Raw genomic sequence first — 22,139 nt, 5'->3', positions numbered from 1 at the left:
AGTTCGAAGGCCGCCCCCGGGAAGTCCCGGAGGCGGCCTTCGCCGCACCAGGAGCGGCCCCGACCGCCCCTGCTCCCCTACCTGGTCGGCGTCGGCGTGGCCGGCGTCGGCGTCGGCGTGGCCGGTGTCGGCGTCGGCGTGGCCGGTGTCGGTGTCGGCGTGGCCGGCGGCGTGGTGGTCGTGGGCGACGGCGCCGTGACCTTCGGGATCGCCGCGCTGAACGGCACGCCCGCGATTTCGCGGCAGGCGCCGCGGTAGCCGTTGTAGCCGTTGAAGTTGCCCTGGTCGTCGGTGACGCCCTGCTCGACCTTCGGCCGCGGGAACCGGTTGTCCGCGCCGATCCGCTGCCTGCTCCCGCTCGAGCGCTCGCAGCCGTAGCGGGTCACCGTGAGCGGCCTGCCCGCTTCGTCGTAGAGGTAGACCTCGGTCAGCGGCTTGCCCTCGGCGTCGAAGGCGTAGATGTTGCCGACCTCGCGGCCGCCGTAGGTCAGCTGGTCGTTGCCGTAGTTGTCGGACGAAGACGGGTAGTAGTACGACGGCGCCGAGGAACTCCCGCGGGCGAACAGGTCGATCGCCGCGCCGAATCCGCCGAGCGCGCCGCCGATGACGAACGCCGAGATCGGCACCGCCAGCCACAGCAGCCGCCGGTCGGTGCGCACCCGCGGGCCCGCCCACAGGGCCCCCACGGCCGCGACGATCAGGAACGGCAGCAGCAGCACGGCGCTCCGGTGCCGCAGCATGAGCAGCAGCCCGAACGAGACGAGCACGACGGCGCAGAACACCCACCACGCCGGCTTGAGCGAACGCGCGTAGCGCAGGAACTTGCCGGCGTCCTCCTGCTCACGTCCCTTGGCCAGCACGCTCCGCACCCAGCCCACCTCCGGCAGCGCCAGCACCGGCTCGATCCCGCCGCGCAGCAGCAGGATCAGGCTGACGAGGAACACCGGCGCGAACAGCAGCAGGCCGGCGAACGTGCCGGGACTGAGGGTCACGGCGGCCCCGAACGCCAGGAACGCGAGCGCCAGCGCGCAGAACACCAAGCCCCACAACGCGATCCGCGGTTTCGCCAGGCTGGGCGCGGCGGCTGTCGTGATCACCTGCGTCGTCCCCTCGCCCGGCGCCGGGTACCCGCCGGACGCGCGCAGCTCGGCGGCGTAGCTCTCGGGCGAGCCGAGCCGTTCGATCAACGCCTCGACGCGGGCACCCTCCCCCAGCTCGGCCTCGAGTTCCGCCAGGTGCGGACGGACGTCCTCGAGGATTTCTTCGATCTCGCTCGCGGGCAGGTCGGCGAGCGCGGTCCGGACCCGCGCCAGATACACCCGCACGGCGGTCGGCTTGTCGCTCATGCTGCCTCTCCCAAAAGCACGTTCATCGTCGAAGCGAAGCTCTGCCAGGTCTTGCCCGACTCCGCGAGCCGGGCCCGGCCCGGCTCGTTCAGGCTGTAGTACTTGCGGTGGGGCCCTTCTTCGCTGGGCACCACGTACGACGTCAGCAGGCCGGCCTTGTAGAGCCTGCGCAACGTCCCGTACACCGACGCGTCCCCCACCTCGTCCAGGCCGGCGGCCCGGAGTCTTCGCAGGACGTCGTACCCGTAGCCGTCCTCCTCGCGGAGCACCGCGAGAACGGCGAGGTCGAGCACCCCTTTGAGCAGCTGACTGATCTCCACTGCACCCTCCAGTCTTACGCATGGGAAGGTACCACGCATTGCGCAGTAGTGTGCACGGCGGAGGGCCATGCTGAGGGAATGGACCTGGTCAAGACGGACTTCCAGCTGCTGGACGAGCGGTTCGAGCGCGTCAACGGCGACGAGTGGATGCAGCGCCTGCACACCGGCTGCCGCTGGACCGAAGGGCCCGCGTACTTCCCGGCCGGGCGCTACCTGGTCTTCAGCGACATCCCGAACGACCGCACACTGCGCTGGGACGAGACGACCGGCCAGGTGGGCGTGTTCCGGCAGCCGTCGAACTACGCGAACGGCCACACGGTCGACCGCCGCGGGCGGCTGGTCAGCTGCGAGCAGGGCACCCGCCGGGTGACGCGCACCGAGCACGACGGCTCGATCACGGTCATCGCGTCGGACTACCGGGGAAAGCGGCTGAACAGCCCGAACGACGTCGTCGAGCACTCGGACGGGTCGATCTGGTTCACCGACCCGAGTTACGGCATCGACAGCGACTACGAGGGCTACCGCGCGGAGAGCGAAATCGGCGCCTGCCACGTGTACCGGGCCGCCCCGGACGGCACGGTGACGATCGTCGCCGGCGACTTCTCGCGGCCGAACGGCCTGGCGTTCTCGGCCGACGAATCGCGGCTCTACATCGCCGACACCCGCCAGGACCCGAGCCACCTGCGGGTGTTCGACGTCGGGGAGAACGGAACGCTGACGGGCGGCGGCATCTTCGCCACGAGCGACAGCGGCGGCTTCGACGGAGTCCGCGTGGACAGCGAAGGCCAGGTGTGGGCGGCGGCCCACGACGGCCTGCACTGCTTCGCCGCGGACGGCACCCGGATCGGCAAGCTGCGGGTGCCGGAGATCTGCTCGAACTTCACCTTCGGCGGAGCGCGCGGGAACGAGCTGTTCATCACGGCGTCGAGCTCGCTGTACACGCTGCGGGTGACGGTGAACGGGGCCCGCTACCCGCGCTGACCGGCCGGCGCTGCCTGCGGGCTAGCCGGGAGCGGCGGCCCTGACCCGCTCCACCAGGGCGTCACGGCGTTGCCAGGCCCGGCTCACCTGGACCAGCCAGGCCGCCTCGGCCGTCACGTCCGCGTCGGCGTCCGGTTCGGGTTCGGGGCCGGGTTCGCGGTCGAAGCGGCGGCCCGCCCGGCCCGCCTCGATCGCCGCCGCCAGGGTCACCGCCTCCACCGTGGCCGCCACCTCCGCTTCGCGGACGCCCGCCCGGCGGGCCGCCGCCTCCGCGCGGGCCGGGAGGTCCGGGTCGAAGTGGGCTCGCAGCGCCAGGTGGCCGTCGCGGATTTCGATGACCCGGCGGTACAGCGTGAACTCCGCGCCGCCCGCCAGCTCGCGGCCCGGGTCGAGGGCGATGCCCGGCACCGCCGTGCGCAACGCCGTCCACAACGGCTCGATGCGGCGGTAGGCGCGGTACGCGCGGACCCGGCCGATCACCGACGACACCGCCGGCGACCACGCGCTGAGCGTCGCCCCGGCCGCGACGGACACGACCGTCACCGCGGCGAGCACCGACGACGGCACGTCTTCGCGGGCGGCGATCCGCGCCGACTCCGCGAGGCGGCGGACGTCGTCGACGTCCCAGAACGTCCACGCGAACGCCGCTCCGACGCCGACGACCAGCAGCCACAGCCCGGCCCGCAGCGGTCCCGGCTCGGCGTGCCACGCGCTGCGGAAGAACACCGCGAACAGCAGGCCGAGGCTGATCAGGCTGTAGAGCAGGAACAACACCTTGTCGGCCAACGCGAACGGCAGGTCGGCCTCGGAGAACACGGTTTCGTCGCCGGTCCGCCGCGGCTCGGAAAGCGCGAAACACACCGCCAGCAGCACCATCGTCGCGCCGGTGAACAACGCGTGCGGCGCGAGCCGGGCGCCTTCGCCGCGCCACACCGACTGCGTGAAGGCGACCGCGAACCCGATCGCGCCCAGTTTCAGCTCGTCGCCGGCCAGGCTCAGGACCCATTCGGCCACCGGGCCGGGGCCGGCGAGGGCCGACATCGCCGGCGTCAGCACGACGATGCCGGTGGCGATGCAGATGCCGAAGCCGGCGAGGAACCACATCGTGCGCGCGGGCTGGCTGCGGCGCGCCTCGATCAGCTTGTACCCGAACCCGGCGAAGCCCGCGAGGCACAAGTAGTAGGCGAGCGACTCGATCACGGCGCGCGGCGGCCGAACACGGAATCGAAGCGGCGCACACCTTCCGGGACACCGGGCGCGGGCGCACGCGGCCCGGCGGGCCGGACGACGCGCTGCGCGAGCAGGCTCGCGACGAGCTCGGCTTCGCGTTCCTCGACCTCGGAGTAGGTGGTGCGCCCGAGGACGCGCCGGACGAGCTCGGGCGAGAGGTTCGGCATCAGCTGCCGCCCCGCGGCGGCGTCGATGGCCACCCCGTCGGCGCCGGCGTCGGAGCCGACGTGGCCGCACAGCAGGTGCCCGACCTCGTGCAGCAGGATGTGCCGCCGGTGCAGCGCGGTGGTGTCGGTCGGGTAGAGGATGTAGTCGGCGCGTTCGGTGCTCATCAGCAACCCGCACGGCGCGCCTTCGGGAGCGCTGACGGGCATCAGCTCGATCGGCCGTCCCCGCTCGGCGGCCAGCGCGGCGACGAAGTCCCCGGCGTCGAACGGCTCGGGCAGGCGGACGGCATCGGCGACTTCACGCGCCCGCAGCCACAGCGAGCGCGCCGGTCGCCGCCGCCAGGATGGTCGCGCCACCTTCACACTCCCTCACCACGCCCGGCCGTACGGTTCCAGCCGGATCAACGCGGCAGGGTCCGATTGGTTGCGCGGCCGGGGAGAATCCGGCGCGCGGAACCGGGAAGCGGTTCCCCGCAGGCCCGGCGTTTCGCGCCGTTCCCCGGCAGCGAGGCTCGGTTCGGCACGGACCGGCCCGAGCCCGCACAAGCTGTGCGCACCGGCACCCGGCAGCCCCGGTCCCGACGGCGAGAACACCGCCACCTCAGCCCTCCTTCTTCGGGGTGCCGCGACCGGCCTCCCTTCGGGCGATCGCGTCGATCATGTCGCTGATGGTGTCCAGGCCGTCCGAGGACAACGTCACCGCGCGCAGCGCCAGGTCCCTGACCCCCGCGTCGCGCAGCGCGCCCAGCAGGGCCAGCTCCTCCGCGATCTTCTTGCTCTGCTCGTCGTCGAAGAAGTATGCCGGGGGTACGCCGAAGAACTGTGCCAGTGCCTCGAGGTGGCGCTTCGTCGGGTTGTCGCGGCGGCCCGTGCGCAGCTGCCACAGGTACGTCGTCGAGAAGCTCTCGCCCGTGGCCTCACGACAGGCCTTGGCGACCTCTTCGTTGCTGTAGGGCTCCCGGTCGGGTCTGCGGACCACGTGGAACAGCCGGTCGATCTTGTCGGCCAGCGTCGACTTTCCGGGCTCCTTGACCACGATGCACTCCCTCAGCTACCAGGCGTATTCATCCTAGCTGAAAGACGGCACCCCTTTATCAACCCGAGTTCGCCCTCGGCCGCGGCTGGCAGCGCGGGCACGAGAACGACGACCGGTTCATGAACGGCTCCCGCCGGATCGCCGTGCCGCAGCGGTGGCACGGCATGCCTTCCTGGCCGTACGCGTCCAGCGACCGGTCGAAGTACCCCGATTGCCCGTTCACGTTCACGTACAGCGCGTCGAACGACGTGCCGCCCGCGCCCAGCGCCGCGTTCATCACGTCCGACGCCGCCGACAGCAGCTCGCGGCCCTTCGCCATGGTCAGCTTCGCTGTCGGCCGGGACCAGTGCAGGCGGGCCCGCCACAACGCTTCGTCCGCGTAGATGTTGCCGATGCCCGACACCAGCGTCTGGTCGAGCAGCGCCCGCTTGACCTCCGTGCGCCGCGACCGCAGCGCGCGCACCGCCGCGTCGAGGTCGAACTCCGGGTCCATCGGGTCGCGCGCGATGTGCGCGATCGTGTCCGGCAGCAGGACATCGCCGCCGATGTCACTGAGGTCGTCCAGCGCCAGGCCGCCGAACGTGCGCTGGTCGACGAAACGCAGCTCCGGCCCGTCGTCGTCGAAGCGCAGCCGCACCCGCAGGTGCTTCTCGTCCGGCGTGCCCTCCGGCTGGACGAGCATCTGCCCGCTCATCCCCAGGTGGGCCAGCAGCGCCTCCTTGTCGGAAAGCTCCAGCCACAGGTACTTGCCCCGGCGCCGGGCCGCCTCGACGCGGGTGCCGGCGAGCCGCTTCGTGAAGTCCTCCGCGCCCATGGCGTGCCGGCGGATGGCGCGCGGGTGCAGGACCTCCGCCTCGCGGATGGTCCGCCCCGCGATGTGCGCCTGCAGGCCCAGGCGGACGACTTCGACCTCGGGAAGTTCGGGCATGCGGTCATTGTGCCCGCCGGGTACGACAATTCACGGAGCGGCCGGTCCGACGTCCGCCTTCGCCAGCGGGACCCGGGTCGTCCCCGAAGCGGAGTACTCGTCGGCGCCGACGTCGTAGGTGCCGGTGCGGGCCTGCAGGTCGAAGTCCATCGCGGCGTACGGGTACGACCCCACGCCGGTGTTGATCGCCGGGCTGCCGGAAGCCAGCCGGTACAGCCCCGCGGCGTCCTTGACCAGCTTCGGATCGACGTTGCGCGCCGGGATCCCCGCCGTGCCGCCGAAGGTGATGTTGCCCTCGTACTTGACCGTCGAGCCGCTCGGCAGCGTCACGAGGGTCCCCGACGTCCCCTTGACGATGTTGTCCGCGACCACGCAGTCCTTCGGCTTGAAGTCGCCGCCGTCGCCGTCGATGACGCTGCTGGACCCGATCACCGTGTTGTAGGCGACGGTGTCGCGGTCCGGGCGGTCGTGCAGCTTGCTCGTCGGACCGCTGTCGGCTTCGTCGCCCGAGCCGAACACGATCGCGCGGCCACCGGAATTGGCCACGTAGTTGTTCACGATCCGGTGGTCGTTGCCGTGGAACCGGATGCCCGAACCGAAGAGCAGGTTGCCCTCGACGGTGCTGCGGTTGCCGTGGCGCAGCACGATGTAGCCCCTGCTGTCGCGGATCGTGTTGTAGCGCACGCCGTTGTCCGACGACTTGACCGAGATCGCCTCGATGTCGCCGTCGGCCTTCTCGAAGAGGTTGTTCTCGACGACCGCGTGCGCGGAGTAGGACTGGTGGTTGCTCAGCCCCAGCCGGATCGACTCGCCGCCGTTCGCGCCGGAGAACTGGTGGTTGTAGAAGTAGTTGTGGTGCACGTGGACGTTCTGCGCCATGGCGTCCGACGGCCCGAGGATCTGCAGGAACACGCCCTGGGTGGTGCGGTTCTGGAAGACGTTGTGGTCGACCTCGGTGCCGTCGCCGTTGACCGAGACCCAGTTGCCGTCGCCGGTGAGCTGGAAGTCGTTGCGGGACAGGCGGTTGTGCGACGCTCCGGTCGGAACGCTCAGGGCCGCGCCGTTGCGGAACTTGAAGCCCTGCAGCACGACGTCGTGGACACCGCCGGCGAAGGAGAACGTCTTCGAGCCGGTGATCGTCGCTTTGCCGGTGTGCTCGGCGGCGATCGTCACGGGCGCGGAGCCGGAACCGGACCGCTTGATCGTGAGCGTCGAGCCCGCGGAGTAGGAGCCGTCGGCCAGCACGATCGTGTCACCGGGGTTCGCTTTGTCCATTGCGGACTGCAGCGCCGAAAGCGACGTGACGCGGACCTGGGCGGCCGAGGCCGCCGGTCCGGGCACGACGACGAGCGCCGCGGCGATCAAGGGGACGAAGAACAGACGCATTCCGCCAAACCTCTCAGTCGTGGTGCGAGCGCGGCGGAACGCCACACGTTACTGAGCGGTTCGGGAAATGGTCAACGGGGGGTTCCCGGTGATCAGGACTCCGCGTCGTCCTTCTTCTGCGCCTCGAGTTCGGCGGACAGCGAACGCCAGGCCGTCTCGGCGGCCTTCTGTTCGGCTTCCTTCTTCGTCGACCCGGTGCCGTGGCCGAGCGGACGGCCGGCGACCAGCACGGTGGCCGTGAACTCCTTGCGGTGGTCCGGCCCGGTGTCCTCGACCCTGTACTCGGGCACGCCGAGCCCGGCTGACGCGGTCAGCTCCTGCAGGCTCGTCTTCCAGTCGAGCCCGGCCCCGCGCAGCGGCGCTTCGGCGAGCAGGCCGTCGAAGAGGTGGTGCACGAGCTTGCGCGCGATCTCGATGCCGTGCGCGAGGTACACGGCGCCGATCACCGCCTCCAGCCCGTCGGCGAGGATGCTCGCCTTGTCCCGGCCGCCGGTGAGCTCTTCGCCCTTGCCGAGCAGCAGGTGTGCCCCGAGCCCGCCCTCGCCGAGCCCGCGCGCCACCCGCGCCAGTGCGTGCATGTTGACCACGCTGGCGCGGAGCTTCGCGAGCTGACCTTCGGGCAGGTCGGGGTGGGTGGTGTAGAGGTGATCGGTGACGACGAGGCCGAGCACGGCATCACCGAGGAACTCCAGCCGCTCGTTCGGCGGCAGCCCCCCGTTTTCGTACGCGTACGAACGGTGGGTCAGCGAAAGCCGGAGCAGCTCGGGGTCGAGGACGACCCCGAGCGCTTCGAGCAACGGCGCCGGATCGGCTGCGGGTCCCCCGGGCGTCTTGCCCCCCATGTCGGCTACCCGATCAGGCGGGCTCGACGACCTGGCGGCCGTTGTGCTGGCCGCACGACGGGCACGCGATGTGCTGGAGCTTCGGCTGCTTGCAGGCGCGGTTGGAGCAGGGCACCAGCTGCACCGGAGCCGCCTTCCACTGGCTGCGGCGGGAGCGCGTGTTGGATCGCGACATCTTCCGCTTCGGGACGGCCACGAGTAGATCTCCTTATGACGGTCTGCTCGCGGTCGTGCGAGCGAACTTTCCTCCGGAACGAGCTGGCGCTCGTCAGGCTTGCTCAGCGGGGCCCGGCGCAGGCGTTTCGCCCGCGTTCTCGTCGAATCGCTCGACGAGTGCGGCCCACCGAGGGTCTATCTTCTCATGCCCGTGTCCGGGCTCGAGATCGGCCCACTTGACGCCGCAGTCGATGCAGAGCCCGGCGCAGTCTTCGGTGCACAGCGGGGCCAGCGGCAGGGCCAGCACGATGGCGTCGCGCACGATGGGTTCGAGGTCGATCCGGTCGTCGACCAGCCGGGGGATCTCGTCCTCCTCGGTGGTCTCCTCGGTGGCCGAGCCGGGGTAGGCGAACAGCTCCTGCACCTCGACCTCGACCTCCTCGGTCAGCGGGTCGAGGCAGCGGGCACAGGTGCCCTTCGCGACGGCTTTCGCGGTGCCGCTGACGAGGACGCCTTCGACGACCGACTCGAGGAGCAGGTCGAGTTCCAGCTCCGAGCCGGCTTCGATGGTGATGACATCGGGGACGCCGAGCGGCGTCTCCACCGGCACGCTGCGCGTGAGGGCGCGGCTGAGGCCGGCGTGACGGCCGAGCTCACGGGTGTCGATCACCCACGGGCTGCGGTCGTCGAGCTGGGGGGTCTTGTTCTCGGACATCCCGTCCAGGGTACGCACTGGTCGCCACCCGTTTTGCGCTGGCACCTCGAGCGCGGTGGTGGTGGTGCCGGTGGCGGACCGCGGGTGTGGCCTTCGGCTCACCGGGGTGGGCGCGGGGTGGATGCGGAGGTGGCAGGGCGGGCGGCCCCTCGCGCGCTCCCCGCCCTCCCTGGGGGGCGTCCCCGAGTCCAGCCTATCGGCGGCCGCCGACGAAAGCCGCGGTTTGCGCTGGTGGGCGGGCTGGTTGTCCACATCCGGCCGAGGCTGTGGACACCCCGCCGAAGGCGGCTCACCGACGAGCCAGCCCGCGGAAGAAAAGCCCAGCGACCCAGCCCGCGGAACACAGCCCAGCGACCCAGCCCGCGTACGAACAGCCCAACCGGCCAAGAGCGAATCAGAAAACCAACCCGACCGAGAGTCTCGTCACACCTGGTAGTCGTACAGCGTCGGCCGCCCACTCGAACTCGGCAGGTTCGCCGGGGACCGCAAGTGGTTGCGGCCCGAGTCCACCGTCCGCAGCGTCGTCGCGAGAAGCTCCGAGAACTCCGCCAGCTTGCCGTCCACGTACGCGTCGCAGTCCGCGCGCTGGCGGTCGGCCTCCGCGTGGGCCTCGTCGACGATGCGGGCCGACTCCGCGTGCGCGGCCTGGACCACCTCCGTCTGGGCCACCAGGCGGGCCTGCTCCTGACGGCCGTCCTCGATTGCGCGGTCGTACGCGTCGCGGCCTGCCTGGATCATGCGCTCGGACTCCGCCCGCGAACGGTCGGTCAGGTTCTGGTACTCCGCCTGGCCCGCCGCCACCGTGCGGTCCGCCTGGTCGTGCGCGTCGGCGAGCATCTGCTCTGCGCGGGCGCGCGCGTCGGCGAGGATGCGCTCCGCCTCGTCGGTCGCCTCCGCGATCGTGCGCTCCGCCTCGGCGTTCGCGCCCGCCACCGTCTCGCCCGCCTCCTTGCGGGCGGCGTGGATCAGGTCGTCGCGCTTGTCGAGGACGTCCTGGGCGTCGTCGATCTCCGCGGGCAGTGCGTCGCGGACGTCGTCGAGGAGTTCGAGCACGTCCCCCCGGGGCACCACGCAGCTGGCCGTCATCGGGACGCCGCGCGCCTCCTCGACGATGGTCACGAGCTCGTCGAGCGCCTCGAAAACCCGGTACACGGCAACTCCAATCCCCTGTCGCTGTGCCCCAGTCTGCCCGCATCGGGCGCCGAAGCGGTGAACGCGACCGGCGCCGGGCGTGTCCCCCTGGACCACGCCCGGCGCCGGAGTCACTGCGGCAGCGCCAGTGCCGGATCGGTGATCACCTTCGTGAGCTGCTCCTCGGTCAGCTGGAGACGCAGGCCGCCGGTCAGGATCACCGTCGAGCCGTCGGGGCGGTAGAGGAACCCGTTGATGCCGACGGGCACGGGGTTGCCGTCCACGTCCTTGTAGACGAGTTCCGACAGCACCAGGACGCCGCCGCCGGGCTGCGGGAGCCGGACGCAGTGCGGCACCTGGTCCGTCCAGGTGCACAGCCCGCCGGCCGGGACGACCTCCTGGGCGGCCCCCGCTCCGCGCACGGTCAGCCGGAAGTCACCCGGCCGCCCGCCCGCGTCGACGAACTCGGCCGTCACGCTCATCCGCGCCGGCCCGGCCCCGGCGGGTGAAAGGGCCAGGTCGCGGACGCCGGGCAACGCCCGCGTGACGGCTTCGGCGAGCGCCGAGCGGATCCGGGACTGCTCCGCGAGCGACGGCACGAGCGCCACCCGTTCGCGCACCGGGAGCACGAGCAGCGCGGCCAGCGCCACGACGGCCGCGAGGACCACCGTGGCGGACCGCCGCCGGACGCGGCGCGCCGCGCGGTCGGCGAGCTCGTCGGTGTCGAAGCCCAGCGGGGGTTCCGCGAGGTCCACGTCCCGCAGGCGGGTTGCGAGGTCGGTCACCACGCGCTCCTCTCCGCGCTCTGCTCGAGCACGCCCCGGAGGGTCTCGAGCCCGCGGGCGGCCTGGCTCCGGACGGTCCCCTCCGAGCAGCGCAGCACCTGCGCGACCTCCGCCGCCGGCAGGTCGGCGCAGTAGCGGAGGACGACGGCGGCGCGCTGCTTCGGCGGGACTTCGGCGAGCGCGCGCAGCAGCGGACCCGAAATCCCCGTCTCGGGAGACGGCGAGGGCTGGTCCGGCACGACGCCGTCCCGGCGTTCGCGGCGCCGCCACGGCCGCCGGGCCTCGTCGAGCCAGCAGCGCAGCAGGACCTGCCGGGCGTAGTTGTCGACGGGCCCCCGCCGGGTGATCTTCGGCCAGACCCGGTACAGCTTGATCAGCGTGAGCTGGACCAGGTCCTCCGCCAGGTGCCAGTCGCCGCACAGCAGGTACGCCGTCCGCCTCAGCGCCAGGGCCCGCGCCGCGGCGAACTCCCGGAAGCCCGCGTCCTCCGCAGCCCGCATCCGCGCCTCCTCGTCCTCGTGTACCTCACGGACGAGGGGGCGCGGCGCGTTGCACGGGGGTCAGGAATTCAGGTCGATCCGCTTGAACGTGGCGTAGTGGTCCGGCGTGTAGGCCAGCTCGCCCGCCCCGCCGGAGATCACGCGGTCGTTCGTGCCGACGGTGAACAGCTTGTAGTAGCCCGACGCGCAGGTCGGCAGCACGCCTTCGCGGTTCTCGTACGTCGTGCCGGTGGCCGTGCCGCCGCGGACGTTGTTCACGACGGTCTTCGCCGCCGACGACAGCTGCGAGTAGCCGATCTTCGCCAGGCCCGAGAGGTCGCCGCACGCGTGCGTGGTGCCGCCGCCGACGTCGATGACCTTGAAGGTGGCGTAGTGGTCACCGGTGTAGAAGTACTCGCCGGCGCTGCCGGTCACGATGCGGCGCGTGCCGCGGGTGCTCGAGCCCGGCGTCGGGACCGTGTACTCGTGGTAGTAGCCCGACGCGCAGGCCGGGAGGACGCCTTCGCGGTTGTCGAAGACGACGCCGTCGTTCTTCGGGTACGGGAACGGCCCGCCGGTCTGGATCAGGTTGTACGTCGTGGTCGCTTCGGCCGGGAGCGCCGAGAGCGTCGTGTGCGAGAAGCCGGACAGGTTCCCGCAGGAGTTCTGCGCGACGGTGGCGGGGGACGCCGCGGACGCGGCGGTGACCCCGGCGAACAGCGTCGCCAGGAGCGCGAACAGCACGGCGGCCAGGCGCGATCGGTAGTTGGTCATTTTCGGACCGTAACCCGATCGGATGATCGTCAGGAGACGTCGACGTGAACTCCGCCGCCCCCGGGCCGAAGTCCCGACGAACGGACGGGGCCGAACGACGGGAACCGGACAGCGGAGTCCGATGAGGACTCAGGGGAGGATCAGCCCCGCAGCTTCGGGAACTTCTCCGAGAGACGCTCGTAGACGACCGGCGGGACGAGGTGCTCGATGTCGCCGCCGAGCGCGGCGACCTCCTTGACCAGCGAACTGGACACGAAGCCGTACGCCGGGTTGTTCGCCATCAGCAGCGTCTCGACGCCGGTGAGCTCGCGGTTCATCTGCGCCATCTGCAGCTCGTAGTCGAAGTCGCTGACCGAGCGCAGGCCCTTGGCGACCGCCGCGATGTCGTTGTCGCGGCAGTAGTCGACCAGCAGGCCCTCCCACGAATCGACCCGCACGTTGCCGAGCTTCGCGGTGATCTCGCGGAGCATGTCGAGCCGTTCGGAAACCTCGAACAGCCCCTTCTTCGACCGGTTCACCCCCACCGCGACGACGACCTCGTCGAACAGCCGGCTGGCCCGCTCGATGATGTCGAGGTGGCCGTTGGTGGCCGGATCGTAGGAACCGGGACAGACCGCACGCCGCATGGCGCGGACGCTACCGTGCCGGACCCGGTTCGCGCGCGTGGCTCACGCCACAGCGGTGTACTCCGCCCAGTGGACGGCTGTGTCGCCGTACTTCTTCGCCCGCGTCGGCTCGAAGCCCGGCGGCCAGTCCGGCTCGCCGTCGCGGGCGGCGCGCTCGATCACCACCAGGGCCGCCGAGCCCAGCCAGCCGCCCGCGGCCAGCGCCGCTAGAACGGACCCGAGCGCGGCCGCGTCGACGGCGTACGGCGGATCGGCGAGCACGAGGTCGAACGGGGCGGGCGCGGGCGCCGCGACGACCGTCTCGACCTGGCCGGCCCGGACCGTGCCGCCCAGGCCCAGCGCCGCGACGTTGCCGCGCAGGACGTCCACCGCCCGCCGGTCGGCCTCCACGAACAGCGCGTCGGCCGCGCCACGGGAGAGCGCTTCGAGGCCGAGCGCGCCGGACCCGGCGTAGAGGTCGAGGACGCGGGCGCCGTCCAGCTCGCCCGCCATCTCCAGGGCGTTGAACAGGGCTTCCCGCACGCGTTCCGACGTCGGCCGGGTGCCCTTCGGCGGCACCTTCAGCCGCCGTCCGCCCGCCGTCCCGGCCACGATCCTGGTCACCCCCCGATTGTGCGGGGAACGCGTGCGGCGCGGATGACCGGGACACGGGTGTCCCCGCCGATGCCACCGCGTAGAGTCCTTCTTCGCCCTCGGAGGCGTTCCCAAAGCTGTCAAGGAGCCATGCGTGTCCGAACCTCGGGTCAGACGGGCCGAGATCGCCATCGAGCAAGCCCACGTCGATCGCGTGTACACCCGTCTGGACGAACTGCGGGTGCAGGCCGAGGCCATGCGCACGAAGGGCTACGAGATCGGCCAGGGAGCGCAGCGCGAGGCGATCTTCGAGCAGGCGTCGATGCTGTTCGAGCGCGACATGATGGTCTACCACGCCAACCAGACGCTGCAGACGCTCGACGCCGAGTACGAGGGCCTCGTCTTCGGCAGGCTCGACGACCGCGAGGGTGAGCGCACCTACGTCGGCAGGCTCGGCATCCGCGACGCCGAATTCGACAACCTCGTCACGGACTGGCGTGCACCCGCCGCGGCCGCGTTCTACCAGGCCACGGCCGAGGAGCCGATGGACGTCGTGCGGCGGCGCGTGATCCGCTGCTCCGGCCAGAACGTCCTCGACGTCGACGACGACGTGCTGATCGCCGACGCCGTGCCCGAGGACATGCAGATCGTCGGCGAGGGCGCGCTGATGGCCGCGCTGGGGCGCTCGCGCGGCGAGAAGATGCGCGACATCGTCGCGACCATCCAGAAGGAACAGGACGAGGTCATCCGGGCGCCCTGGCGAGGCGTCACCGAGATCACCGGCGGGCCGGGCACCGGCAAGACCGCGGTCGCGCTGCACCGGGCCGCCTACCTGCTCTACCGCTACCGCCGTCAGCTCGGCGGGGCCGGCGTGCTGGTCATCGGGCCGTCGGGCGTGTTCACCAGCTACATCTCGCGGGTCCTCCCCTCCATGGGTGAGACGAACGTCGAGCTGCGCGCGCTCGGCGAAGTCCTCGACGGCCTGGAGGCGACGCGCCAGGACGCGGCGCCGCTCGCCGCCGTCAAGGGGTCGCTGCGGGTGCGGAAGGTGCTGCTGCGGGCCCTGCGCGACACGCCGCCGGACGCGCCGGAGGAGATGCGGATCGTCTACCGCGGCGAAGTGCTGAAGCTGAACGCGCGGGAGCTGGAGAAGATCCGCCGCAAGGCCCACACGCAGGGCGCGCCGCCGAACCGGTCGCGGATCCGGGCGGCGGAGCTGCTGCTGGACGCCCTCGCCGCGAAGGCCGAGGCACACGCGAAGGACGACGGCAGGCAGATCGACCGCGCCGAGCTGATCACCGACCTGGGCGAGCGGATCGACTTCCACCGCTTCCTGGTCGTGTGGTGGCCGGTGCTGTACCCGGCGCAGATCCTCAAGTGGCTGGGCGAGGAGAAGCGGCTGGCGTCGGCGGCGAAGGGCATCCTGAACCGCCAGGAGATCTCGATGCTGGCCGCGGACTTCGCGGACCGGTCCCGGGGCTGGTCGATCGCGGACATCGCCCTGCTGGACGAGCTGCGCGTGCTGATCGGGCCGCCGCCGAAGCGCAAGCGGCGCCAGGTGATCGAGGTCGAGCCGGAGCGCTCGGGCGGGGCGCCGACGCGGCCGGAGCACTACGACGAGTACTCGCACGTGGTCGTCGACGAGTCGCAGGACCTCTCGCCGATGCAGTGGCGGATGGTCGGCCGGCGCGGCAAGTACGCGAGCTGGACGGTGGTCGGCGACCCGGTGCAGAGCTCCTGGCCGGACCCGGCGGAGGCGGCTTCGGCGCGCGACCAGGCGTTCGGCGTCAAGACGGCCCGGCGCCGGTTCACGCTGCGCACGAACTACCGCAACTCGGCGGAGATCTTCGACCTGGCGGCGAAGGTCGTGGCCGGCCACGCGGAGTCCGGCGAGCTGCCGGTGGCGGTCCGCCGCACCGGGGTCGAGCCGGAGGTCCGCCCGGTGGAGGCGGCCGGGCTGGCGTCCGCGACGCAGGCGGCGGTGAAGGAACTGCTGGGCGCGGTCGAGGGCACGGTCGGCGTCATCACGGCGATGGACCGGGTGCCGGAGGTCGCCGGCTGGCTGGCGGGCCAGGCGGACGAGCGGCTGAAGGTCGTGGGCAGCCTGGACTCGAAGGGCCTGGAGTACGACGCGGTGGTGCTCGTGGAGCCGGTGGACCTCATCACGGAGTCGACGACCGGCCGCCGCGTGCTGTACGTGGCGCTGACCCGGGCGACGCAGCAGCTGATCGTGCTGGCCTCGAACCCGGACTGGATCCCGGCGGCTTGACGCGGAAACGCTGAAGGGCTCCTTCGCGGGACGGGAGGCGGGTTCCCGTGCCCTCGAAGGAGCCCTTCAGACCCCCGGTGAAATGAACGTCTGGGGGGCGAGCTCGCCCGAGGGCATGTCTAGCCGATCCGGGTTGTTCGGTGTCCGCGTCCGGCCACCGAACAACAACGCCGAACAACAGGTTTCCCGGTCAGGGACAGGGCGGCGCGTACTCGAGGCCCGGCAGGCTCGCCGCCCACTCAGCTTCGGTGATCCGCGGCGACACCGCCGCGCAGATGCGTGCGGCCGCCCGGCCGGGGTCGGCCTCCCACAGCCGGACCGTGCCGTCCCCGACCGCTCCTGCCAGTGTGTGGCCGTCGGGTGCGTACTGCACGGCGTAGACGCGATCGCGTTGCTCGGGCAGGACCGCGTACGGCGCCCCGGCCGCCACCTCCCACAGCCGGATCGTCCGGTCGTAGCTGCCGGACGCCAGCGTCCGGCCGTCGCCGCTGAACGACACCGACATGACGATGTCCGTGTGGCCGTTCAGCACCACCGGGGGCGGCACGTGCGCCGGGTCCGCGACGTCCCACAGCCGGACCGTGCGGTCCGCGCTGCCGGTGGCGACGTGCCGGCCGTCGGGGCTGTAGGCGATCGAGAACACCGTGTCGGTGTGGCCCGTCAGCTTCGCGAGCAGCCGCGGCGCCCGTGGCGCCGAGACGTCCCAGAGCCGGGCGGTGTGGTCCCAGCCCGCCGTGGCGAGCGTCCGGCCGTCGGGGCTGAAGGCGAGCGTGTGGACGTCGTCCTCGTGGCCTTCGAGCTTCGCGCTCTCCACCGGGTGCGTGCGGTCAGCGAGGTCCCAGAGGCGGGCCGTGTGACCGTCGCCGGCGGTGGCGAGGATCCGGCCGTCGGGGCTGAAGGCGACCGCGTCGATGTCGTCGTGCAGCCGGTTGAACACCACGGGCGGCCCGGGGCGGGCCGGGTCGGTGATGTCCCGCAGCGTCATCGTGTGGTCCCAGCTGCCGGTCGCCAGGGTGCGGCCGTCCGGGCTGACGGCGACACCGCAGACGGCGTCGCCGAAGCCGTCGATCGTCGCCGTCGTCCGGGGCGCGTGCGGGTCGGTGAGGTCGTGCAGCCGCACGGTTTCGTCGTAACCGCCGGTGGCCAGGAGCCTGCCGCCGGGCCCGAAGGCGACGTGGCACGCCTGGGCCGTGTGCGCCGGGATGCCGGGGGCGGGCAGGTCCCACAGCCGGGCGGTCTGGTCGTCGCTGGCCGTGACCAGCGTGCGGCCGTCGGGGGTGAACACCGCGGAGACGACCGCGCCGGTGTGCCCGGGCAGGGACGGCAGCTCGCGCGGCTGCCGCGGGTCGGCGACGTCCCACAGCCGGGCCGTCCGGTCGAAGCCGGTGGTGGCGAGCGTGCGCCCGTCGGCGGTGAACGCGACCGAGCGCACGATCGCCTTGTGCGTCGTGAGCGAGGCCAGCTGCGCCGGGTGGGCCGGGTCGGTGACGTCCCACAGCCGCGCGGTCTGGTCCTGGCTCGCCGTGGCGAGCGTGTGCCCGCCGGGGGCGAAGGCGACCGAGTGCACGACGTCGGTGTGCCCGGCCGCGACGCCGAGCTGACGCCGTGAAGCGACGTCCCAGACCCGCGCCGTCTTGTCGGCCGACGCGGAGGCGAGCAGCCGGCCGTCGGCGCTGAAGGCCAGGTTGTTGACGTAGGAGGTGTGCCCGGTCAGCTCCCCCGACGGCCGCGGGCGGGCCGGGTCGGTGGTGTCGTACAGCCGGATCGTGCCCTCGACGTCGGCGGTCGCCAGCATCGGCCCGGCCGGGCTGAACGCGACCGCGTACGCCTTGCCCGCGTGCTCTTCGATGATCGCGCCGGGGCCCGGGCGGGCCGGGTCGGAGACGTCCCAGACGCGGACCGTGCCGTCGAAGCCCGCGGTGGCGACGGTCCGGCCGTCGGCGGCGAAGGCGACGTTGTTGACGTTGCCGGTGTGCCCGGTGAGCACGCCGAGCGGCACCGGGTGGTGCGGGTCGTGGACGTCCCAGAGCCGCGCGGTGCCGTCCCAGCTGGCCGTGGCGGCGACCCGCCCGTCCGGGCGGAGGGCGACGGTGTTGACCCGCCCGGTGTGCCCGGTCAGCCGCGTCGAGTACGGCGACCCGAACATGCCGAGCAGGCCGCTGCGCTCGTCCGGCCCGGGATCCAGGCGGTACGCGGCCAGCGCGAGCTGCGCGGCCAGCGCGGGGTTGGTGGCGCGCATGGCCAGCGCCTGATTGGCGACCTTCTGGGCGAGCGCGTCGTTGCGCTGCTCGGTGGCCGTGGTCTCCGCGCGCACGGCGTAGATCGTGGCGGCCACGGCGAAGACCAGCAGCACGGCCAGCAGCGCGACCAGCTGACGCAGCCGCCGCGTGCGACGGCGGTCGCGCTCCTGCTCGGCGTGCTCGACGGCGAGGCTCGCGTCGAGGAACCGCCGTTCCCGCCGGGACAGCGCCGAATCCTGGCGCGCGGCCCACTCCCGGGCGACGGCCAGCCGGGTGCCGCGGTGGAGCCAGCCCGGGTCCTCGCCGACGGCCTCCCAGGCGTCGGTCGCCTCGGTGAGCTGCCGGTGGACGCGCAGGCCGTCGCGGTCCTCGGTGAGCCACCCGCGCAGCCGCGGCCAGCCGCGGATCAGGGCTTCGTGGGCGATCTCGATGCCGGTGTCGTCGAGGGTGACCAGCCGGGCCGCGGCCAGCTCGCCGAGGACGACGGCGGTGTCCTCGTCGTCGGTGTCCAGCTCGGCGCGGCCGATGCGCCGCTTGGTGTCTTCGGTGCCTTCGCCGAGCGCGGTCATCCGGAGGAAGATCTGCCGCGCCAGCTGCTGCTGACGCGGCGAGAGCTTCGCGAAGGTGACTTCGGACGTCTGCGCGATGGCCCGCTCGACACCGCCGGCCGACTCGTACGCGGCGAGCGTCAACGTGGTGCCGCGACGCCGCCGCCACGTCTCCAGCAGCGCGTGGGAAAGCAGGGGCAGCACGCCGGGCTGGCCGGTGGCGTCCGCGACGAGCCGGGAGACCAGCGCCGTCTCGACGCGGTACCCGGCGTCGACGGCGGGCCGAGAGATGGCCTGCCGGAGCTCCTCGGTGGTCATCGGGCCGACCAGGACCTGGGCGTCCTGCAGGACCTCCGCGAGCTGGGCGTGCCGCGCGCAGTGGGTGTAGAAGTCGGTGCGGATGCCGAGGACCACGTGGGTGCGGCTGCCGGGCTCGGTGGCCGCGGTGAGCAGCGCGTCGAGGAACCGCGCCCGCTCCTGCTCGTCCTGGCAGAGCGTGAAGACCTCCTCGAACTGGTCGACGACCAGGACGAGGTCGGTGTCGCCGCCCTCGGCCAGCTGGCGGGCGGCGAGGCCGAGGTTGCGCGGGTGCGCGGCGAAGTCGTCGAACAGGGCGCCGGGCGGGACGCCGAGGGCGGCGGCGAACTTGACCGCGCACTCCTGCAGTGGCCGGGCGCCCGGGGTGAGCAGCACGACGGGCCCCTTGACCGAGGGCAGCAGCCCGGCCCGCAGCAGGGACGACTTCCCCGAGCCGGACGCGCCGAGAACGGCGAGAAACCGATTTCTTTCCAGCCGTCCGACGAGCTTTTCGACCAGCCGCTCGCGCCCGAAGAACCGGTCCGCGTCGGCCGGGGTGAATGCGGCCAGCCCGACGTACGGCGGAATTTCCCCGGCGTCCGGCCCGGGTGGAGATCCGGCATCGTCCCGGCGGGACTCGTCGGCGACGGCGTGCCAGCGTTCCTCCCACTCCGCCGGTGCCCCGCCGCAGGCCCGGACGTAGGCCAGGGTGACCGCCAGGCTGGGGAGTTTCCGCCCGCCGGCGGCTTCCGAGAGCGTGCCGGCCGAGTAGTGCGCGCGCCGGCCGAGCTCGCGGTAGGTCGGATTTCCGGCGCTCTCGCGCAACCGCCGCAGATCGGCGGCGAATTCGGTCAGCGGATCGTCCCGGGGGTCCAAAGGTCGTTCCGGACGCGGCACCCGTCCTCCTGTTTTCCGTTTCCGGTTTGCCCACCGTAGCCCGGTCGCGGGCCGGTTCGTGGCCGTTCGGCGAGAGCGGCGTGAAGATCGTCACCACCGGCCGGGAAGCAACCGGGGCACCGGGGCGTTGACCCCGGTTGTGAGCTCACTGCCTGACGTGCCGCTGTCCGTGCTCGACCTGTCCCCCGTGTCGGAGGGGAACACCGTCGGCGAGACGCTGCGCAACACCCTGGACCTCGCCCGCGCCGCGGAACGGCTGGGCTACCACCGCTACTGGCTGGCCGAGCACCACAACATGCCCGGCATCGCCAGCTCGGCCACCGTCGTGCTGATCGGGCACGTCGCCGACGCCACCGAGCGCATCCGCGTCGGCTCGGGCGGGATCATGCTGCCCAACCACGCGCCGCTGGTCGTCGCCGAGCAGTTCGGCACGCTGGAGGCGTTCCACCCGGGCCGGATCGACCTCGGCATCGGCCGCGCGCCCGGCACCGACCAGCGGACGGCGCTGGCGCTGCGCGGCCCGGGCGGGCTGTCCGCGGAGAACTTCCCGGAGCACCTGCAGGAACTGATCGGCTACTTCACCCATTCGGAGGCTCGCGGCGTCAACGCCGTGGTGGCCGAGGGCAACCAGCCGCCGGTGTGGCTGCTCGGTTCGAGCGGCTTCAGCGCCCAGCTCGCCGGGCGGCTCGGGCTGCCGTTCTCCTTCGCGCACCACTTCGCCGCCGAGAACACCATCCCGGCCGTGCAGCTCTACCGGGAGAACTTCCGGCCCGGCGTGCTCGACGAGCCGTACGTCATGCTGGGCGTGTCGGTGGTCGCCGCCGAGACCGACGAGCGCGCGCGGTACCTGGCCGGCCCCAGCGGGCTGACGTTCCTCAGCCTCCGCCGCGGCCGCCCGATCGCGCTGCCGACGCCGGAAGAGGCCGCGGAATACCCGTACACCGAGATGGACCGCGCGTTCCTCGCCGAGCGCTTCGGCTCCAGCATCGTCGGCTCGCCGGAGACCGTCCAAAAGGGACTGGAGCAGCTCCTGGCCGACACCGGCGCGGACGAGCTGATGGTCACCACGATGGTCCACGGCCACGCCGACCGCGTCCGCTCCTACGAGCTCCTCGCCGCCCTCAAGTCCTGACGTGCGCAAAGGGTCGACACGCGTGATTCAAAGGTCGACACGCGTGATTGAAGGGTCGACACGGCGCAACCCGGAAGCCCGCGGCGTGTCGTCCTCCTGATCACGCATGTCGGCTCCCTGATCACGCGTGTCGGCTTCTCCGTCACGCATGTCGTCCGCTGCGGGTGCGCGGGAATTGACAAACCGGGGTGGGTCGTCGAGCGTCGGCACGGCTGGGAGGGGAGTTTCTTTCCCTTCGCTGACAACAAGATCGGGTCCGTTTGTCAGTACCGGACAAGAAATGCGCGGTTACCAGCCCGTGACCCCGTGATCCTGCTCAAGTTCTTGTCTCCCGGCAAGGCCGTCGTTAGCGTACCGACCAGTAGGAAACGGCACGGTACTCCCGAGACCGTGAATGGCCGACAATTGTTAGCCCGTTCGGTCCATTTCCCTTTGGTCATCTCGGGTGTATTCGGCGTGCCGCCGAAACCGCTGGAGGCACACGAATGGCCGAACGGACGACGACGGCGTCGTTCCCGGGGGCGGCCGCACTGCGGCAGACCGGACGGCTCTACGGGCTCGGCCTCGACGTCGTCCGGCTGACCTTCCGCCGCCCGTTCCAGGTGCGCGAGCTGATCCAGCAGTTCTGGTTCATCGCGAGCGTGTCCATCCTGCCGACGGCGCTGGTCTCGATCCCGTTCGGCGCGGTGATCGCGCTGCACATCGGTTCGCTGACCACGCAGATCGGCGCACAGTCGTTCACCGGCGCGGCGAGCGTGCTCGCGATCATCCAGCAGGCCAGCCCGATCGTCACGGCGCTGCTCATCGCCGGCGCGGGCGGCAGCGCGATGTGCGCCGACCTCGGCTCCCGCACGATCCGCGAAGAGATCGACGCGATGGAAGTGCTCGGCGTCTCCCCGATCCAGCGGCTCATCGTGCCGCGGGTGCTCGCCGCGATGGGCGTCTCGGTCTTCCTCAACGGCATGGTCAGCGTCGTCGGCGTGCTCGGCGGCTACTTCTTCAACGTGATCATGCAGCACGGCACCCCCGGCGCCTACCTGGCGAGCTTCTCCGCCCTGGCCCAGCTGCCCGACCTGTGGATCAGCGAGATCAAGGCCGTCCTCTTCGGCTTCGTCGCCGGGGTCGTCGCCTCCTACCGCGGGCTGAACCCCAAGGGCGGCCCCAAAGGCGTCGGCGACGCGGTCAACCAGTCCGTGGTCATCACGTTCCTGCTGCTGTTCGTGCTGAACCTGGTGCTCACCACCGTCTACCTGCAACTCGTGCCGCCCAAGGGGAGCTGAA

General features: G+C 72.0%; 21 protein-coding genes. 4 read left to right on the top strand and 17 right to left on the bottom strand.

Annotated features, from left to right (window positions below; translation table 11 throughout):
* Nucleotides 1–77: 77 nt before the first annotated feature.
* The gene (locus AB0M93_RS15930) at nucleotides 78–1,346 is read right to left on the bottom strand and encodes a hypothetical protein (protein WP_364273701.1); all 1,269 of its coding nucleotides are present in this window, start codon (nucleotides 1,344–1,346) and stop codon (nucleotides 78–80) included.
* Nucleotides 1,343–1,666, bottom strand: coding sequence for a PadR family transcriptional regulator (locus AB0M93_RS15925; protein WP_086843254.1), 324 nt, complete (start codon nucleotides 1,664–1,666; stop codon nucleotides 1,343–1,345). The genes AB0M93_RS15930 and AB0M93_RS15925 overlap by 4 nt, the downstream gene beginning before the upstream one ends.
* A 78-nt stretch (nucleotides 1,667–1,744) precedes the next feature.
* On the opposite strand from AB0M93_RS15925, the gene AB0M93_RS15920 reads away from it, so the two are divergent.
* Nucleotides 1,745–2,647, top strand: a complete 903-nt coding sequence (locus tag AB0M93_RS15920; protein WP_364273698.1) for an SMP-30/gluconolactonase/LRE family protein — start codon at nucleotides 1,745–1,747, stop codon at nucleotides 2,645–2,647.
* 21 nt (nucleotides 2,648–2,668) lie between these two features.
* Here AB0M93_RS15920 and AB0M93_RS15915 read toward each other — a convergent pair whose 3' ends face one another.
* The 14 genes from AB0M93_RS15915 to rsmD all read right to left on the bottom strand — a co-directional run bounded on the left by AB0M93_RS15915 (nucleotide 2,669) and on the right by rsmD (nucleotide 13,505).
* Nucleotides 2,669–3,847: an MAB_1171c family putative transporter gene (locus tag AB0M93_RS15915; RefSeq protein ID WP_364273695.1), complete on the bottom strand. Its 1,179-nt coding sequence runs from the start codon at nucleotides 3,845–3,847 to the stop codon at nucleotides 2,669–2,671.
* Complete coding sequence (locus AB0M93_RS15910; RefSeq protein ID WP_364273692.1) at nucleotides 3,844–4,401, bottom strand: hypothetical protein; 558 nt, start codon at nucleotides 4,399–4,401, stop codon at nucleotides 3,844–3,846. Before AB0M93_RS15910 ends, AB0M93_RS15915 begins: the two co-directional genes overlap by 4 nt.
* Before the next feature lie 244 nt (nucleotides 4,402–4,645).
* Nucleotides 4,646–5,080 (bottom strand): XRE family transcriptional regulator, encoded by a 435-nt coding sequence (locus AB0M93_RS15905; RefSeq protein ID WP_364273689.1) that lies wholly within the window; start codon nucleotides 5,078–5,080, stop codon nucleotides 4,646–4,648.
* Between the two features lie 58 nt (nucleotides 5,081–5,138).
* The gene (gene mutM, locus AB0M93_RS15900) at nucleotides 5,139–6,008 is read right to left on the bottom strand and encodes a bifunctional DNA-formamidopyrimidine glycosylase/DNA-(apurinic or apyrimidinic site) lyase (RefSeq protein ID WP_364273686.1); all 870 of its coding nucleotides are present in this window, start codon (nucleotides 6,006–6,008) and stop codon (nucleotides 5,139–5,141) included.
* Between the two features lie 30 nt (nucleotides 6,009–6,038).
* Nucleotides 6,039–7,394 (bottom strand): polysaccharide lyase 6 family protein, encoded by a 1,356-nt coding sequence (locus AB0M93_RS15895; RefSeq protein WP_364273683.1) that lies wholly within the window; start codon nucleotides 7,392–7,394, stop codon nucleotides 6,039–6,041.
* A gap of 92 nt (nucleotides 7,395–7,486) precedes the next feature.
* Complete coding sequence (rnc, locus tag AB0M93_RS15890) at nucleotides 7,487–8,236, bottom strand: ribonuclease III (protein WP_364273680.1); 750 nt, start codon at nucleotides 8,234–8,236, stop codon at nucleotides 7,487–7,489.
* Between the two features lie 13 nt (nucleotides 8,237–8,249).
* Nucleotides 8,250–8,432, bottom strand: a complete 183-nt coding sequence (gene rpmF, locus AB0M93_RS15885; protein ID WP_013223689.1) for a 50S ribosomal protein L32 — start codon at nucleotides 8,430–8,432, stop codon at nucleotides 8,250–8,252.
* Between the two features lie 72 nt (nucleotides 8,433–8,504).
* Entirely contained in the window at nucleotides 8,505–9,107 is a 603-nt protein-coding gene (locus AB0M93_RS15880) for a YceD family protein (RefSeq protein WP_364273677.1), read from the bottom strand.
* Nucleotides 9,108–9,530: 423 nt separating this feature from the next.
* Nucleotides 9,531–10,259 (bottom strand): DivIVA domain-containing protein, encoded by a 729-nt coding sequence (locus tag AB0M93_RS15875; protein ID WP_364273674.1) that lies wholly within the window; start codon nucleotides 10,257–10,259, stop codon nucleotides 9,531–9,533.
* A gap of 110 nt (nucleotides 10,260–10,369) precedes the next feature.
* Entirely contained in the window at nucleotides 10,370–11,023 is a 654-nt protein-coding gene (locus AB0M93_RS15870; RefSeq protein WP_364273671.1) for a hypothetical protein, read from the bottom strand.
* Nucleotides 11,020–11,523: a SigE family RNA polymerase sigma factor gene (locus tag AB0M93_RS15865; protein ID WP_364273668.1), complete on the bottom strand. Its 504-nt coding sequence runs from the start codon at nucleotides 11,521–11,523 to the stop codon at nucleotides 11,020–11,022. Before AB0M93_RS15865 ends, AB0M93_RS15870 begins: the two co-directional genes overlap by 4 nt.
* A 60-nt stretch (nucleotides 11,524–11,583) precedes the next feature.
* A complete protein-coding gene (locus AB0M93_RS15860) occupies nucleotides 11,584–12,276 on the bottom strand; it encodes a ribonuclease domain-containing protein (protein WP_364273665.1) in 693 nt (230 codons plus the stop codon).
* Nucleotides 12,277–12,416: 140 nt separating this feature from the next.
* Nucleotides 12,417–12,902 (bottom strand): pantetheine-phosphate adenylyltransferase, encoded by a 486-nt coding sequence (gene coaD, locus AB0M93_RS15855; RefSeq protein ID WP_364273662.1) that lies wholly within the window; start codon nucleotides 12,900–12,902, stop codon nucleotides 12,417–12,419.
* A gap of 42 nt (nucleotides 12,903–12,944) precedes the next feature.
* Nucleotides 12,945–13,505, bottom strand: coding sequence for a 16S rRNA (guanine(966)-N(2))-methyltransferase RsmD (gene rsmD / locus AB0M93_RS15850; RefSeq protein WP_364273659.1), 561 nt, complete (start codon nucleotides 13,503–13,505; stop codon nucleotides 12,945–12,947).
* Nucleotides 13,506–13,629: 124 nt separating this feature from the next.
* Here rsmD and AB0M93_RS15845 point away from each other — a divergent pair, with 124 nt between their 5' ends.
* Nucleotides 13,630–15,744 (top strand): ATP-binding domain-containing protein, encoded by a 2,115-nt coding sequence (locus AB0M93_RS15845; protein WP_364273656.1) that lies wholly within the window; start codon nucleotides 13,630–13,632, stop codon nucleotides 15,742–15,744.
* Between the two features lie 190 nt (nucleotides 15,745–15,934).
* Here AB0M93_RS15845 and AB0M93_RS15840 read toward each other — a convergent pair whose 3' ends face one another.
* Nucleotides 15,935–19,705, bottom strand: a complete 3,771-nt coding sequence (locus AB0M93_RS15840) for a hypothetical protein (protein WP_364274346.1) — start codon at nucleotides 19,703–19,705, stop codon at nucleotides 15,935–15,937.
* Between the two features lie 160 nt (nucleotides 19,706–19,865).
* Here AB0M93_RS15840 and AB0M93_RS15835 point away from each other — a divergent pair, with 160 nt between their 5' ends.
* Nucleotides 19,866–20,858 carry an LLM class flavin-dependent oxidoreductase gene (locus AB0M93_RS15835; RefSeq protein WP_364273653.1) on the top strand — a complete coding sequence of 331 codons (993 nt, stop codon included), beginning with the start codon at nucleotides 19,866–19,868 and terminating at the stop codon, nucleotides 20,856–20,858.
* Nucleotides 20,859–21,343: 485 nt separating this feature from the next.
* Nucleotides 21,344–22,138 carry an ABC transporter permease gene (locus AB0M93_RS15830; protein ID WP_364273650.1) on the top strand — a complete coding sequence of 265 codons (795 nt, stop codon included), beginning with the start codon at nucleotides 21,344–21,346 and terminating at the stop codon, nucleotides 22,136–22,138.
* The last annotated feature ends 1 nt before the right edge of the window (nucleotide 22,139 follow it).

This window comes from Amycolatopsis sp. NPDC051102 (genome assembly GCF_040682815.1).
GTDB lineage: Bacteria > Actinomycetota > Actinomycetes > Mycobacteriales > Pseudonocardiaceae > Amycolatopsis.
This window is presented reverse-complemented; position numbering and strand designations above follow the sequence as displayed.

Excerpts from the sequence above, each read along its gene's own strand:
- AB0M93_RS15930 (WP_364273701.1), bottom strand. The coding sequence starts at position 1,346 with ATGAGCGACAAGCCGACCGCCGTGCGGGTGTATCTGGCGCGGGTCCGG.
- AB0M93_RS15920 (WP_364273698.1), top strand. The coding sequence starts at position 1,745 with ATGGACCTGGTCAAGACGGACTTCCAGCTGCTGGACGAGCGGTTCGAG.
- mutM (WP_364273686.1), bottom strand. The coding sequence starts at position 6,008 with ATGCCCGAACTTCCCGAGGTCGAAGTCGTCCGCCTGGGCCTGCAGGCG.
- AB0M93_RS15895 (WP_364273683.1), bottom strand. The coding sequence starts at position 7,394 with ATGCGTCTGTTCTTCGTCCCCTTGATCGCCGCGGCGCTCGTCGTCGTG.
- rnc (WP_364273680.1), bottom strand. The coding sequence starts at position 8,236 with ATGGGGGGCAAGACGCCCGGGGGACCCGCAGCCGATCCGGCGCCGTTG.
- AB0M93_RS15880 (WP_364273677.1), bottom strand. The coding sequence starts at position 9,107 with ATGTCCGAGAACAAGACCCCCCAGCTCGACGACCGCAGCCCGTGGGTG.
- AB0M93_RS15865 (WP_364273668.1), bottom strand. The coding sequence starts at position 11,523 with ATGCGGGCTGCGGAGGACGCGGGCTTCCGGGAGTTCGCCGCGGCGCGG.
- AB0M93_RS15860 (WP_364273665.1), bottom strand. The coding sequence starts at position 12,276 with ATGACCAACTACCGATCGCGCCTGGCCGCCGTGCTGTTCGCGCTCCTG.
- coaD (WP_364273662.1), bottom strand. The coding sequence starts at position 12,902 with ATGCGGCGTGCGGTCTGTCCCGGTTCCTACGATCCGGCCACCAACGGC.
- AB0M93_RS15830 (WP_364273650.1), top strand. The coding sequence starts at position 21,344 with ATGGCCGAACGGACGACGACGGCGTCGTTCCCGGGGGCGGCCGCACTG.